We start from the raw sequence: 13743 nt of genomic DNA, 5'->3' as shown, positions 1-13743 counted from the left end.
CTCGACCGCCACGGTCGAGGGGGTGTCGCGCGTCCGGGGGTCAGTCCTGGACGACGATGGGGGCGAAGCCGGCGCGACGGAGGGTGTCGAGCGTGTGGGCCGAGTGGTCCGCCCCGCGGGTCTCGACGCTGAGCTCGAGGATGACCTCGCTGATCTGCAGTCCGTGGCCGTGACGCGTGTGCATCGCCTCGATGACGTTCGCTCCCGCCTCCGCGATGAGCTCGGACACGCGGGCCAGCTGGCCGGGACGGTCCGGCAGCGGGATGCGGATCGTCAGGTACCGCCCCGAGGCGGCGAGGCCGTGCGACACCACGCGCTGCAGCAGGAGAGGGTCGATGTTGCCGCCCGACAGCACGGCCATCGTCGTGCCGGTCGCCGACACACGTCCGGAGAGGATCGCGGCGACGCCCGCCGCACCGGCGGGCTCCACGACGACCTTGGCCTGCTCCAGGAGCACGAGCATGGCGCGCGCGAGGTCGTCGTCCGAGACGGTCACCACCTCGTCGACGAGGTCCTTGATGATCTCGAACGGCACAGCTCCCGGGCGCGCGACGAGGATGCCGTCGGCGATGGTCGGGCGCGTGACGATGTCGACCGGCTCCCCGGCCGCGAGCGACGGCGGCACCGCGGCCGCGTTCTCCGCCTGCACGCCGATCACGCGGATCGTCCGTCCGAGCTCGGCGGCCTTGGCCTTGACCGCGGCGGCGACGCCGGCGATCAGCCCTCCTCCGCCGATGCCGAGGACGACGGTGTCGATCTCGGGCGCATCCTCCAGCAGCTCCAGACCGAGGGTGCCCTGCCCGATCACGATGTCCCGGTGGTCGAACGGGTGGATGAGGACGGCGCCGGTGCGTTCCGCGAACTCGGCGGCCAGGCGCAGCGACGTGGCGACGGTCTCCCCCTCGAGCACCACCTCGGCCCCGTAGCCGCGGGTGGCGAGGAGCTTCGGCACGGGGACCCCGAGCGGCATGAAGATCGTCGCGGGGATGCCGAGCGCCTGGGCGGCCAGAGCGACGCCCTGCGCGTGGTTCCCGGCCGAGGCCGCCACGACGCCACGGGAGCGCTCCTCCGCGCTGAGGCGGGAGAGCCGGTACGCCGCGCCGCGGATCTTGAAGGACCCCGTGCGCTGCAGGTTCTCCATCTTCAGCAGCACGGGGGCACCGAGCGCGTCGGACAGCGCCCGAGAGGGCAGCGTCGGGGTGTGCGAGATCACCTCAGCCAGACTTCGAGCCGCGTCCTGGAACTCGGTCAGGCTGGGGACTGCGCTCATCGATTCCTCCGTCTCCGCTCACGCGGAACTGTGCTCCAGATCAGATCTCCACTCGGCCCGACGCCGGTGCGCCAGGATCCCGAGCTGATGGTCACCGCCGCCACGTTCACGAACGCGGCCAGCGGGACGGCGAACAGGGCACCCGGGATGCCCGCGATCATCGCGCCGCCCGCGACCACGAGGACGACGGCAAGGGGGTGCACCTTGACGGCGGAGCCCATCATGATCGGCTGCAGGATGTGGCCCTCGATCTGCTGGACGGCGAGGACGACGACGAGCATCCAGAGGGCGATCCACGGCCCGTTGTAGACGAGCGCGAGGAAGACGGCCACGGCACCGGTCACCACCGCACCGACGATGGGGATGAACGAGCCGAGGAACACGAGAACGGCGACGGGCAGCGCGAGCGGGACCTGGAGCAGGAAGGCGCCGAGGCCGATGCCGATCGCGTCGATCGTCGCCACGAAGAGCTGCGTCCTGGCGTAGTTGACGATCGTCGTCCAGCCGTTGCGCGCGGCGCCGTCGACGGCGGGGCGGGCCTTCCGGGGGAAGATGCGCAGGGTCCAGCGCCAGATGCCGGCGCCGTCGGCGAGGAGGCAGATGAGGATGAACAGCGACAGCAGCGCGCCGGTGGCGACGTGCCCGACGGTCGTGCCGATCGCGAGGGCCCCCGTCCAGAGGACCTGAGCCTGCTCGCTGATGAAGTCGAGGCCCTGCTGCAGGTAGTTCGCGATCTGCGTGTCCGACAGGTTCAGCGGACCGTCGTGCAGCCACACCTGGAACTGGTCGAAGGCCTCGGTCGTGCGCTGCTGCACGTCCGGGAGCTGGGCGCGCACCTGCCAGACCACGAGCCACATCAGCCCGGTGACGATGGCGATCGTGCCGATGAGGGAGACAGCGATCGCGAGCCAGCGCGGGAATCCGTGACGCAGCATCCAGGAGAACGCCGGCCACAGCAGGGCGGTGATGAGGATGCCCACCATCAGCGGGATGACGAGGAGCTTGAGCAGCATCACCAGCCAGATGAAGACGCCGGCCGCCGCTGCGATGAGCAGCAGGCGCCAGGCGTAGCTCGCCGTGATGCGCAGGGGCAGCGGCACCGCCTCGTCGGCTTCGGTGGTCACGGTCCGATCGGTCACCACGGGGCGCGGACGGAACAGATCGCGCAGCCGGGGTCGCTGGTCCTCGCTCATCGCCTCAGTCTACGGTCATGCCGTATGCCGTTCGACGCATCCTGCACGCCACAACGATGTCGGAGAGCGGGGATACGCTGGCGGCGTGACCGACACCCTCAGTCCCGCCCAGGCACGACGGATCGCCCTCGCCGCTCAGGGCTTCACCCGCGCACGCCCGGCCACCGTCTCCGGTCGCCATCTGCACCGGGTGATGGACCGGCTCGGCGTGCTGCAGATCGACTCGGTCAACGTGTTCGCCCGGTCGCACTACGTCCCGCTGTTCTCCCGGCTCGGCGCCTACGATCCCGCACTCCTCGACCGCCTCTTCCTGTCGCGCACGACGCACTATGTGGAGTACCTCGCCCACGAGGCGACCTTCATCCCCGTCGAGGACTGGCCCCTGTGGCGGTTCCGCATGGACGACTTCCGGCGGCGCTGGTCCGCGGAGGACTCCTGGCTCCGAACGAACGCCCGGACGGTGCAGTGGGTGCAGGACGAGCTCCGTGCGCGCGGACCGCTCCGCCCGGTCGACCTCCGTGCCGACGCCCCGCGCGAGCGCGGCACCTGGTGGGACTGGGACGAGGTCAAGCTCGCCCTCGAGCATCTGTGGCGCACGGGCGACGTCGCTGTGAGCGGGCGCCGGGGGTTCGAGCGCACCTACGCCCTCGCCGAGCAGGTCATCCCCGAGCGCATCCGGTCCCGCGAGATCCCGCGCGAGGACGCCATCCGCGAGCTCGTCCGACGCGCCGCGCGGTCCAGCGGCGTCGGGACGGCGGCCGACCTGGCCGACTACTACCGCCTCCGCGACCGTGCCGCGGTGACCGGGGCGATCGCCGATCTCGTCGACGCCGGCGAAGTGCAGCCCGTGACCGTCCGCGGCTGGGAGCGGGGCGGCCGGCCCCTCCCCGCCTGGCGGCATCGCGACGCGGTTCTTCCGCGCCGGGTCGAGACCGCCGCCCTGCTGACCCCGTTCGATCCGGTGGTGTGGTTCCGGGAACGGGCGCTGCGCACTTTCGAGCTCGACTACCGCATCGAGATCTACGTGCCGGCGGCGAAGCGCCGCTACGGCTACTACTCGCTGCCCGTGCTCGTCGGCGACCGGATCGTGGCGCGGGTCGACCTCAAGGCCGACCGCGGCACGTCCACGCTGCAGGTGCAGTCGGCGTGGTGGGAGCCGCAGGCGCGTCCCGGCGACGCCGAGGCGATCGCGGCGGAGCTCCTCCGCGCCGCGCGGTGGCAGGGTCTCGAACAGGTGTCGGTCTCCGGATGGGGCGATGCGACCGCTGCCGTGCACACCGCGCTCGCCTCCACCGCGCCGGACACGGTGCGTCGTCACGTCCACGTCCGGGAGGGCGTCGCGTGACCCGTCGTCGCTGGTGGCTCCTGGGCGGTGTCGTCGTGGCCGTCGCTGTCGCGGGGGCGGTGTGGTGGGGGCTGTCCGCGCTCCGCTCGCCTACCGCGGAGGACGCAGCGCTGGCCTATCTCCGGGCGCTGGAGTCGGGCGATCCCGAGGCGGTCGCGGCGACCGGGACCGCGGTGTCCGACGCCGCCCTCACCGCGTTCGCCGGAGCCTCGTCGACCATCGCGGACGCCGAGGTCACCGATGTGCGTGAGGGAGACGGTGACGCGTCCGCGACGGTGCGCTTCCGACTCGACGGGGACGAGCACCAGGCGCGCGTCCGGCTGACGCCGGAGAGCGGCCGCTGGACCGTCGACGCCTCCGGACTCGGTGCCCTCCGCGCCACGACGACGATCGGGACGGCGGTCCAGGTCGGCGATGCGGTCCTCCCGGTGACCGAAGACACCGCTCTGCTCCCTGGCGTGTACCCGGTCGCGGCCGCGCCGCGGGCGCTGCTGGCCGGCACGACCGAGGCCGTCGTCCTCCCCGGCGACGACGCCACCGCACGCGTGACCGCCGAACTCCGCCCGGAGGCGACGGAGGCCGCGCAGACGCAGCTCGACGGCTACCTGGAGACCTGCACCGCCGACGGCCACGCGATTCCCGACAACTGCGGCATCCGGATCCCGTGGGGCACGGAGTTCCGGGACGTCTCCGACGTGGCGTTCCGCGTCGAGCGGTTCCCCGCGGTGACGCTCTCCCCCGGCGGGTTCACCGCGGACGACGGCATCCTCGAGGCGACCGTTACCGGCACCGGCCAGGACGGCGCCGCGCGCACCGTCACCTACCGCAGCACCGCGTGGAGCGTGCGCGGTGGCGTGGATATCACCGCAGACGAACTCGCCCTCACCGTGTGGTGAGGGCGAGGATCAGAACTGCACGCGCGGCGGCTCCGAGATGGCGCCGCTGTCGGCGACCTCGAAGAACTCGCGCTCGGTGAAGCCGAGTCCCTTGGCGAAGAGGTTGTTGGGGAACACCTTGATCTTGGTGTTGAGCTCGCGGACGCCGCCGTTGTAGAAGCGCCGCGCGGCCTGGATCTTGTCCTCGGTGTCGACGAGGGCCTGCTGCAGCTGGAGGAAGTTCTGGCTGGCCTGCAGCTGCGGGTAGGCCTCGGCCACCGCGAAGAGGCTGCGCAGGGCCTGCTGCAGGTGCCCCTCGGCGATCCCCGCCTCGCCGGGGCTGCCGGCGGAGAGGGTCTCGGCGCGGGCGCGGGTGACGTTCTCGAACACCGCCTTCTCGTGCGAGGCGTAGCCCTTGACCGTCTCGATGAGATTCGGGATGAGGTCGGCTCGGCGCTTGAGCTGGACGGTGATGCCGCTCCAGGCTTCGTCTACGCGGACGTTCAGCTGCACCAGCGAGTTGTACGTCGCCCAGAGATAGACGCCGACGAGCAGGATCACCCCGACGACGATCAGTACCGGCACGAGCCATTCCATCAGTGCCCCACCCTTTCCCGTATTTCTCTCATCCTAGACGCGGTGCCTGCACGTGGACTGGGGATGCGACGGACCAGCGCCGCCGATCAGCGTCCCAGCACCCGCTCCAGATAGCGGTTCGTGAAGCGGCGATCCGGATCGAGGCGGTCGCGCAGCGCCACGAAGTCATCGAAGCGGGGGTAGCTCTCCCGCAGCGTCTCCCGGGTCATGGTGTGCAGCTTGCCCCAGTGCGGGCGGCCGCCATGGGCCCGCATGATCTCCTCGACCGCACCGAAGTACGCCGTCGGGTCCGCGCGCCAGTACCGGTGCACCGCGATGTAGGCGCTGGGGCGGCCGTACGCGGTGGAGAGCCAGCGATCGTCGGCGGCAGCGAAGCGGACCTCCACGGGGAACTCGATCCGCCAGCCGCGCTCGGCGATGAGCTCCTGGAGGGCGCGGAACGCGGGCACCACCTCGGCCGCCGGCAGCGCGTACTCCATCTCGCGGAAGCGCACGGTCCGGCTCTGGGTGAGCACGCGATTCGAGAGGTCGGTGTACTCACGGTCACCGGTGAGCCGCACCGCGAGCCGGTTGAACGGCGGCGTGATCGCCGGCACCGCCTGTCCCGCCGCGCAGACGACGCGATAGACGCCGTTCGCGAGCAGGGTCTCATCCACCCACCGGCCCACGACCGGGAGCGGCCTCCGTCGCGTCGATTCCGGCAGACGCGACTGCCGCTTGGTGAGCGCGACGTCGGTATGCGGGAACCAGTAGAACTCGAAATGGTCGGCGGCGGCGACGCGTTCGTCGATCGTGCCGAGCACCTCGTCCAGCGGCAGCGGCTCGTCGACCGCATGCATCACGAACGTGGGCACGCACTGCAGGGTGACCTCGACGATGATGCCGAGCGCGCCCAGCCCCAGAGCGACCGCGGGCAGGAGCTCCGGACTGTGCGCCTCGTCGATGCGGAGGAACTCCCCGTCGGCGGTGATGAGGGTCACCCCGACGACCTGGGTGGCGAGTCCGCCGAAACCGGCGCCGGTGCCGTGCGTGCCCGTGGAGATCGCACCGGCGATGGACTGGCGGTCGATGTCGCCGAGGTTCTCCATCGCGAGGCCGTAGCGGGCGAGCAGCCCGGGGATGCGGTGCAGCCGGGTACCGGCGAGGAGCGTGACCCGTCCGCTCGCGACGTCCGCGGACACGAGCCCCTGCAGGTCGTCCAGTTCCAGGAGCACACCGGGGGCGATGGCGATCCCGGTGAAGCTGTGACCGGCGCCGACGGCTTTGACCGTGAGCCCCTGTCGCACCGCTGCCCGCACGGCACGCTGCACGCCCTCGGGGCTGCGCGGGCGCTCGACCCGCACGGGGCGCACGGACGCCGACCGGCCCCAGTTCTGCCAGGTGCCGCCGATTCTCGTCACAGGAACGCCTTCCCCTCGCCGCGGTACGTCGGCAGCTCGTCCACGACCTCGTCGCCGGACACGAGCTGGTACGCGGCGATGCGCTCGGCCGGCTCGCCGCTCTTGGCGTGACGGAACCAGACACGATCGCCGACGCCGAGCGTCGCCGCTGTCGGCCCCTGCAGCGGCGTCTGCACCTCGCCGGCAGCCTCTCGCGGAAGCGTGCGGAGGTTCGCCGGCCACACCGGGCGCGGCTGTCGCGAGGCCAGCGCCGGACCCGAGGCGATCCAGCCGCCGCCCAGCACCGTGGCGATGTCGGCAGCGGGACGGCGCACGACGTCGAAGGCGAAGGCCGCGGCCGGCGCCGGGTGGAAGGACCGGTACCCGTCGAACAGGTGTCCGCCGAGCAGACCGCTGCCCGCGCTGGCCTCGGTGAGCGACTCGTCGCTGCCGCTGAACTCCAGGGATCCGGTGCCCCCGCCGTTGAGGAACTCGAGCGGCGTCACAGCGCCGACCGCGGCGACGATCGCCGCCCTTCGCTCCCGCAGCTCCTCGCGCGAGCGGGCCTGGACGCGACGGATCAGCGGTCCATCGGGACCGGCATCGCCCTGTCCTGCGATCTGGGCGTCGTACATCTGCAGCCCCACGAGGCGGAAGCCGGGGCGTGCGACGACCGTCCGCGCGAACGCGGCGACCTCCCCGGCGGAGAAGAGGGCCGATCGGCGGACGCCGATGTGACCGAGCAGCGCGGATCGCCAGGACGCGTCGACGTCGATGGCCACGCGAAGCTCGGGGCGCGTGGAAGGGGCCACCACGCTGTCGACGAGGTCCAGGTGCACGGGGTCGTCGATCATGAGCGTGATGCGCTGCGCCGCCTGCTCGTCGGCGCACAGCCGTTCGATGCCCGCCCGGTCCACGGTCGGGTAGCCGAGGACGATGTCGTCGTGCGTCTCCGCGAGCCAGAGCGCCTCCTCCAGCGTGAACGCGAGGATTCCGCGGAAACCCGGGAGGCGCAGCACCGCATCCAGGACCGCGCGCACCCGCACCGACTTCGACGCCACGCGGATCGGCAGTCCGCCGGCACGGACGAGCAGGTCCATGGCGTTGTAGCGCAGCGCTTCGCGATCGATGACCGCCACGGGCGCCGGAAGGTGCCCGGTCGCGGCCGACAGGCGCGGCCAGTAGCGGCCCGGGTCCTCCCATTCGGGGGCGACCGCGGGGCCACCCGGGACGGGGCTCAGTTCGTCGGTGAGGTCGAGCACTCCCCCACCCTACGGCCTGAGCCCCGCCGGGTCACGACCCCGCCGACGATAGGCTGGCGGCGCAGCCCCCGTAGCCCAATGGCAGAGGCAGGCGACTTAAAATCGCCTCAGTCTGGGTTCGAGTCCCAGCGGGGGCACCGTCAGCGGCCGAGGATGTCGCCGATCCCGGGAATACCGAGATCGCCGAGCCGCTCCCCCCAGCCGGTCGCCGTCTCGCCGAGACCCGAGACGGCCTCGCCGGCCGAGCCGAGCATCTCGTCGGCGCCGCCGGCCAGCGCGTCGATGTCGACGCCGGAGGCGAGCGCATCCAGGTCGATGCCCTGCGCCAGCGCGTCGAAGTCCACGCCGAGCCCCGCCGCCTGTTCCAGGAGCGGTGCGGCCACGGTGCTCACGACGGCTCCGCCGGCCACCACGCCGAGGAGACCGACCGCCGCGCCGCCCGCGGCCCCGCCGCCGCGGGCGCGGGAGAGGAGTCCGCGCAGGCGGCCGGGCTGCATCGCCTCGGCCCGTCCGGCCGCGCGGGCCAGGTCGTCCGCAGACGACGAGCGCGGTCGCTCCTCCGCCGGGAGCTCCGCCCGCATGCGGGCGTCGACGTGCGCGCGCTGCGACGGCGTGAGGCGCGCGAAGGCCTCGCGATGGATCTGCTCGATCCGATGTGGATTCGCTGTCTGCAGGAGGTAGTCGTACCGGGCGATGGCCGCGCGGTCCGCCGCGGAGACGTCCGACGCACCACCGGACGCGGGAGCGGGCGGCGGGGCGTACGCCCCTGCGGCGGATGCTCGTCCGGCGGGAGGGGTGGGCGCCGGGGACGCGGGAGGAGGCGCGGTCGGGCGCTGCGCCTGAGGATCGGTGCCCCGCACGGCGTCGACCGCGCCGCGGATCATCCCGCTCCAGTCGGTGGAGGCACGCGCGCCCTCGCCGCCGCGCACCCCGGGGCTTCCCCCCTTCGCGTCGATGGCGTCGGTGGCGAGGCGGATCAGGCGGGAGAGCTTCGACATGGGGGTCCCTTCGTGGGACGGACCGCCGTTCTCCGCGACCTCTGTCGACGCAAGGTTCCGGGCAGCCCGCGATTCGGGTGCCAAGGTCTCCTCCACCCTCGCGGGCCAGCGGGCCGGGGCACGATGACATGCCCGTCATGACGACGTCGCTGCAGACGGGAGTACTCCCCTTGCGGTCGACACGCTAGCGAGGCGGCCTATGGATCGGCTCCACGCGCGGCCGGGGAGGCGCCGTGCCCAGGATCGCGGTCATCTCGTCGTACAGCACCCGGAAGGCGTCGCGGAGCTCTGCGGCACCATCCGGTCGACTCGCAGCCGGGACCGCCTCCGCCAGTGTCCCGAGGGCGAGGGTCGCCGCGGCCTCCCGCGCCACCGCCGTGCCGAACTCATCGGACGGCCGGCCCCACCCCGCGGCGAGGAGGAGCTGGTCGCGCAGCACTCCCGCCACCCCGAGGAGCACGGCCGCTGCGCGGAGATGGCTGCGGGCCACCTCCGTGCCGAGAAGGCGTTCCTGCATCACTCGTGCGAGCCGTCGGGCGTGCGGCGTCGGCACCTCCCGGCGTGTGCGGAGACGCCAACCATCCGGCGTGCCCGGCACGGACTCGTACGACAGCGGCTCGCCGTCCCGGAGATGGACCACCGGGATCGACGACGGCGACACGAGCGACGGCCGCCGCCACCAGTCCGCCGGCGCCATCGCCGCAGACAGGAAGGCGGTGGCCGGAGCGTGCGCCCCCGCCCCTTCGAGCTGCACGAGATCGGCCGTGCTCGCGAGCAGGCTGAGGCCCTGTTCCGCCGCGAACCGCTGCAGCAGCAGCCCGACGGGCTCGAGATCGCCACCCGGGACGGAACGCGCGAACTCCGCCGCCTCGGGAACCGGCAGCACGACGGCGACGGACGACGGATCGGGGCCCGGCGGCACGAACCACGAGCACCCGGAGAACGCCGCCACCCGGGACGCATGCGAGGCGTAGCCGTCACTGCGGGTGAAGAGCCTCAGGACCGCCCGGGGCTGCGCGGCGACGGCTTCCTGCACCTGGGCGAGGAGGTGAGGGTGCGGGCGCACCGCAGCGTCGAGGACGAGATGATGCGTGGCTCGTCGCGTCCAGGGCCGCCATGCCGCGGCGCCCGTCGGGCAGATGCGGACGGGAGCGCCGTCGAGCCGTGCCGCGAGCTGTGCCGCATGCGCGTCCTCGCCCGGACCCGTCCGGATCGACACACTGACGGTCGGTGATTCTCCCCCGTGCGCGCTCACCGGACCTCCTCCCCGCATCGGGGGTGCCTCGCACACACCCCTCCCGAGCACCCCTGCGAGCGTACAATGTGAGATGTTACGCGACCAACTCCCGTCCCCGGTCAATAGGAGAAGGCCCTGGCGCTCACGCGCTCAGGGCCTTCTCCTCAGAACCGGACGGTCACTTCGCCGCAGCGGTCTCCGCGGAGTCCTTCGCAACGGAGGCCGGAGCCTTCTTCGCTGCGGGCCGCTTGGCGGCCGGCTTCTTGATCTCAGACGGCGTCTCCGCCGCGGGCGCAGCGGCCGGCTTCTCAGCGGCCGGCGCCTTGGCGGCCGGGGTGGCGTCGGCGGGTGCCGCGGGACGCGGGCGGGCGGCGAACTCCTCGAAGACGTAGCGAGGGTTCTGCACCGTCTGCAGGTTCACGAGGTCGCGGCCCAGCCACAGGTTGTTCCACCAGCCCCAGAGCACGCGCCACTTGCGCTCCCACGTCGGCATGGCCAAGCCGTGGTAGCCGCGGTGCGCGAGCCAGGCGATGAAGCCCTTCAGCGCGATCTTGCCGGACTGGAAGACGCCGTTGTACAGGCCGAGGCCGGCGACGGCACCGAGGTTCTTGTGGAAGTACTCCTTGGGGGTCTCCCCGCGGAGCACCGCGACGAGGTTCTTCGCCAGGAGCTTCGCCTGCCGGACGGCGTGCTGCGCGTTCGGGACGCAGAATCCGCCGACGCCGCCGCCCGAGAGGTCGGGAACGGCCGAGACGTCGCCCGCGGCCCAGGCACCCTCGACGAACGCCTCGGGGGTACCGACGCGCAGGTCGGCACGGGTCTGGATGCGACCGCGCTCCTCGACGGGCAGGTCGCCGCCGCGCACGACGGTCGGGTTGGCCATGACGCCCGCGGTCCAGACGATGACGTCCGTCGGGATGACCTCGCCGGTCGACAGCTCGACGTTGCCGTCGATGGCACCGGTGACCTGGGTGTCGAGGTGGACGTTCGCGCCGCGCGTGGCGAGGTCCTTCAGGACCCACTCGCTCGTCTTCAGCGAGACCTCGGGCATGATGCGGCCCATGGCCTCGATGAGGTGGAAGTGCGTGTCGTCGAAGGTCAGCTGCGGGTACTTGCTCACCAGCGACGAGGCGAGCGAGCGGAGCTCGGCGAAGACCTCGATGCCCGCGAAGCCACCGCCGACGACGACGACGGTCAGCAGGCGGTCGCGCTCGGGGCCGGCCGGGAGGGAGGCGGCCTTGTCGAAGTTCGACATGACCTTGTCACGGATGGCGACGGCCTCTTCGATCGTCTTGAGCCCGATGGCGTTGTCGGCGATGCCGGGGATCGGGAACGTGCGCGAGACGGCGCCCGCGGTGACGACGATCTGGTCGTACGCGAACTCGTACGGCTCGCCGACGGGCGGCGTGATGGTGGCGACCTTCTGCGCGTGGTTGATGTTCGTCACCTTGGCGGTGAGCACGTGCGTGCGCTTCAGGTGACGGCGGTGCGCGACGACGGAGTGCCGGGCCTCGATCGATCCGGCGGCGACCTCCGGGAGGAACGGCTGGTACGTCATGTACGGCAGCGGGTCGACCATGGTCACGTCGGCCTCGCCCTTGCGCAGATGCTTCTCGAGCTTCCACGCGGTGTAGAAACCTGCGTACCCTCCGCCGACGATCAGGATCTTGGGCACAGTGCTGTTCTGAGGCACAGAAGAACTACTCCTCGGAGTCGGGATTGTGGCGTACGGGAACGCGCGCCGATCGGATGCGCCGGGCAGCTGCGGTGACGCCAAGCGCTACCAGGATACCAGGGACCGTGAGGGCGATGAGCGGCAGGGTACCGTAGCGCAGGGAGTCGGCGCTGGGAAGCAGCGGTGAACCGGGGTCGGTAGGGGCATCCGCGTCCGGCAGCGGCGGCACCTCCACGGGGGCGAGCGACGGCTCGGGCGTGGGCTCGCTGTCGGCGCGGCGGTACAGCCGCACCCACTCCGCGAGATCGCCCATGGGGTTCTCGCTCACGGACGGCAGGTTCGCCGAGATCGCCGCCTCCGCGTCCACCAGGCCGAAGCCGTACAGCGGATCGCGCGGCTTCTTCGCATCCGCCACCGGCATCGCCGTCTTGATGATGCGGTTGATGACGTCGTTCGCGGAGATGTCGGGGTGCGCCGAGCGGATGAGCGCCGCGACGCCGGCGACGATCGGAGCCGCGCCGCTGGTCCCGCTCCACGAGACGACCTCGCCGTCCGCCGACACCCCCAGCAGGCCCTCGCTCGGCGCCGAGATGCCGATGGTGATGCCCTGCGTCGAGGCCTCGATGCTCGCGGTGCCGGTCTGGTCGACGCCGCCGACCGTGAGCACGCCGGGGATCGTGGCGGGCGCGCCGATGATGTTCGTGCCGCTCCCCCGGTTGCCGGCCGCGACGACGACCACGACGTCGTGCTCGAACGCGTAGAGGAAGGCGTCGTCCCAGCTCTGATCCCAGTCGAGCGTGTTCGTCGTGAACGAGAGGTTGATGATGTCGGCGCCATGGTCGACGGCCCAGCGGATGCCGGTGGCCACCTGCTCGGTGAACGGCACCGCCGCGGCGGCGCCGAACCCCACGGAGATCGAGAGGAGCTCCGCCTCTGGCGCGACCCCGATCATGCCGGTGCCGTCGGCTTGGCCGCGGCCTGCCGCGAGCGACGCCACCCACGAGCCGTGATTGCCGTCGACGGCGCCGAGCGGCGTGCGTCCGTCCGGCGTCCCGGCTCCGGACACGTCCGTCCCCCCGACGACCGCCTCGTCGAAGACCTGCGGCACCTTGCCGATGCCCGTGTCGATGACGGCGATCGTGACGCCCTCCCCGCGGGTCGTCTGCCAGGCGTCGCGGATGCGGGCACCGTCCAGCCAGTACTCCGCCGCCCGCACCGGGTCGGCAGGGTCGTCGGCGACCGGAGGTGGCGTCGGCGTCGGCGTCGCCGTGGAACCGAGGAGCAGGACGGATGCCGCCACCGCCACGAGGGCGACGGCGCCGCGCAGCATCCGCCGCCGCGTCATGCCGAACGTGCCGGATCGTCGCGGAGGGCGGCGCCGGGCTCTTCGCAGCGGCAGACCTCGGGAGACCATGAGCTGCGGGCCAGCGCGGCATCGCCGATCGGGTTCACACCGGCTCCCGCCGCCAGGGCGTGTCCGGCGAGGGCGTGCAGGCACTTCACTCGGGTGGGCATGCCTCCGGCGGAGATTCCGTCGATCTCGGGCACCTCGCCGAACTGCGCACGGTCGGCGAGGTACGCCTCGTGGGCGGACCGATACGCGGCGGCCACCGTCTCGTCCTCCGCGAGCAGCGCCGCGAGCTCGGGCATGACCTGGTTCGCCTCGAGCGTCGACATCGCGGCGGTCGCCGCCGGATGCGTGAGGTAGTAGAACGTGGGGAACGGCGTGCCGTCGGGCAGGCGCGGGGTGGTGGCCACCACCGTGGGGTTCCCACACCGACAGCGGGCCGCGATGCCGACGACACCGCGGGCGGGGCGTCCGAGCTGGGTCGAGACGACGGCGAGCTCGGCGGAGGTGGGCGCGGGGAACGGCGGGGTGGTCACCTCACCAGCGTAGGGGAGCCGTCCGGGA

Annotated in this window: 12 protein-coding genes and 1 tRNA gene; 3 read left to right on the top strand and 10 right to left on the bottom strand. The window is 72.3% G+C overall.

What is annotated here, in order from left to right; genetic code table 11:
• Nucleotides 1-40 precede the first annotated feature (40 nt).
• Together ilvA and ACFU8V_RS07445 are read right to left on the bottom strand one after the other, a co-directional pair.
• Complete coding sequence (ilvA, locus tag ACFU8V_RS07450; RefSeq protein WP_025103937.1) at nt 41-1270, bottom strand: threonine ammonia-lyase; 1230 nt, start codon at nt 1268-1270, stop codon at nt 41-43.
• Complete coding sequence (locus ACFU8V_RS07445; protein ID WP_025103936.1) at nt 1267-2463, bottom strand: AI-2E family transporter; 1197 nt, start codon at nt 2461-2463, stop codon at nt 1267-1269. Before ACFU8V_RS07445 ends, ilvA begins: the two co-directional genes overlap by 4 nt.
• Before the next feature lie 85 nt (nt 2464-2548).
• Between ACFU8V_RS07445 and ACFU8V_RS07440 the strand changes: the two genes are divergently transcribed.
• Together ACFU8V_RS07440 and ACFU8V_RS07435 are read left to right on the top strand one after the other, a co-directional pair.
• On the top strand, nt 2549-3808 hold the full coding sequence (locus ACFU8V_RS07440) for a winged helix-turn-helix domain-containing protein (protein WP_378870146.1): 1260 nt from the start codon (nt 2549-2551) through the stop codon (nt 3806-3808).
• Nucleotides 3805-4704 (top strand): hypothetical protein, encoded by a 900-nt coding sequence (locus ACFU8V_RS07435; RefSeq protein ID WP_378870144.1) that lies wholly within the window; start codon nt 3805-3807, stop codon nt 4702-4704. The genes ACFU8V_RS07440 and ACFU8V_RS07435 overlap by 4 nt, the downstream gene beginning before the upstream one ends.
• 9 nt (nt 4705-4713) lie before the next feature.
• Here ACFU8V_RS07435 and ACFU8V_RS07430 read toward each other — a convergent pair whose 3' ends face one another.
• From ACFU8V_RS07430 to ACFU8V_RS07420, 3 genes are all read right to left on the bottom strand, one after another.
• Entirely contained in the window at nt 4714-5280 is a 567-nt protein-coding gene (locus ACFU8V_RS07430; RefSeq protein WP_025103933.1) for a LemA family protein, read from the bottom strand.
• An 86-nt stretch (nt 5281-5366) separates the two neighbouring features.
• On the bottom strand, nt 5367-6680 hold the full coding sequence (locus ACFU8V_RS07425; protein WP_315104985.1) for a D-arabinono-1,4-lactone oxidase: 1314 nt from the start codon (nt 6678-6680) through the stop codon (nt 5367-5369).
• A complete protein-coding gene (locus ACFU8V_RS07420) occupies nt 6677-7921 on the bottom strand; it encodes an amino acid deaminase/aldolase (protein WP_378870139.1) in 1245 nt (414 codons plus the stop codon). Before ACFU8V_RS07420 ends, ACFU8V_RS07425 begins: the two co-directional genes overlap by 4 nt.
• 64 nt (nt 7922-7985) lie before the next feature.
• Between ACFU8V_RS07420 and ACFU8V_RS07415 the strand changes: the two genes are divergently transcribed.
• Nucleotides 7986-8058: transfer RNA gene (locus tag ACFU8V_RS07415), tRNA-Leu, on the top strand.
• Nucleotides 8059-8061: 3 nt separating this feature from the next.
• Here the strand turns inward: ACFU8V_RS07415 and ACFU8V_RS07410 are convergent.
• The 5 genes from ACFU8V_RS07410 to ACFU8V_RS07390 form a co-directional block, all read right to left on the bottom strand.
• Nucleotides 8062-8919 (bottom strand): cation-transporting ATPase, encoded by an 858-nt coding sequence (locus ACFU8V_RS07410; RefSeq protein ID WP_378870136.1) that lies wholly within the window; start codon nt 8917-8919, stop codon nt 8062-8064.
• A 184-nt stretch (nt 8920-9103) separates the two neighbouring features.
• The gene (locus ACFU8V_RS07405; protein ID WP_315104987.1) at nt 9104-10138 is read right to left on the bottom strand and encodes a hypothetical protein; all 1035 of its coding nucleotides are present in this window, start codon (nt 10136-10138) and stop codon (nt 9104-9106) included.
• 196 nt (nt 10139-10334) lie between these two features.
• Nucleotides 10335-11831 (bottom strand): NAD(P)/FAD-dependent oxidoreductase, encoded by a 1497-nt coding sequence (locus ACFU8V_RS07400; protein ID WP_025103928.1) that lies wholly within the window; start codon nt 11829-11831, stop codon nt 10335-10337.
• Nucleotides 11832-11856: 25 nt separating this feature from the next.
• The gene (locus ACFU8V_RS07395; RefSeq protein WP_249521459.1) at nt 11857-13176 is read right to left on the bottom strand and encodes a S8 family serine peptidase; all 1320 of its coding nucleotides are present in this window, start codon (nt 13174-13176) and stop codon (nt 11857-11859) included.
• On the bottom strand, nt 13173-13715 hold the full coding sequence (locus ACFU8V_RS07390; protein ID WP_062633538.1) for a DUF501 domain-containing protein: 543 nt from the start codon (nt 13713-13715) through the stop codon (nt 13173-13175). The genes ACFU8V_RS07395 and ACFU8V_RS07390 overlap by 4 nt, the downstream gene beginning before the upstream one ends.
• Nucleotides 13716-13743 lie beyond the last annotated feature (28 nt).

It is taken from the genome of Microbacterium sp. NPDC057658 (genome assembly GCF_042799975.1).
Classification (GTDB): Bacteria; Actinomycetota; Actinomycetes; order Actinomycetales; family Microbacteriaceae; genus Microbacterium.
The sequence above is the reverse complement of the archived record's forward strand: the minus strand, read 5'-3'. Positions and strand labels throughout refer to the sequence as shown.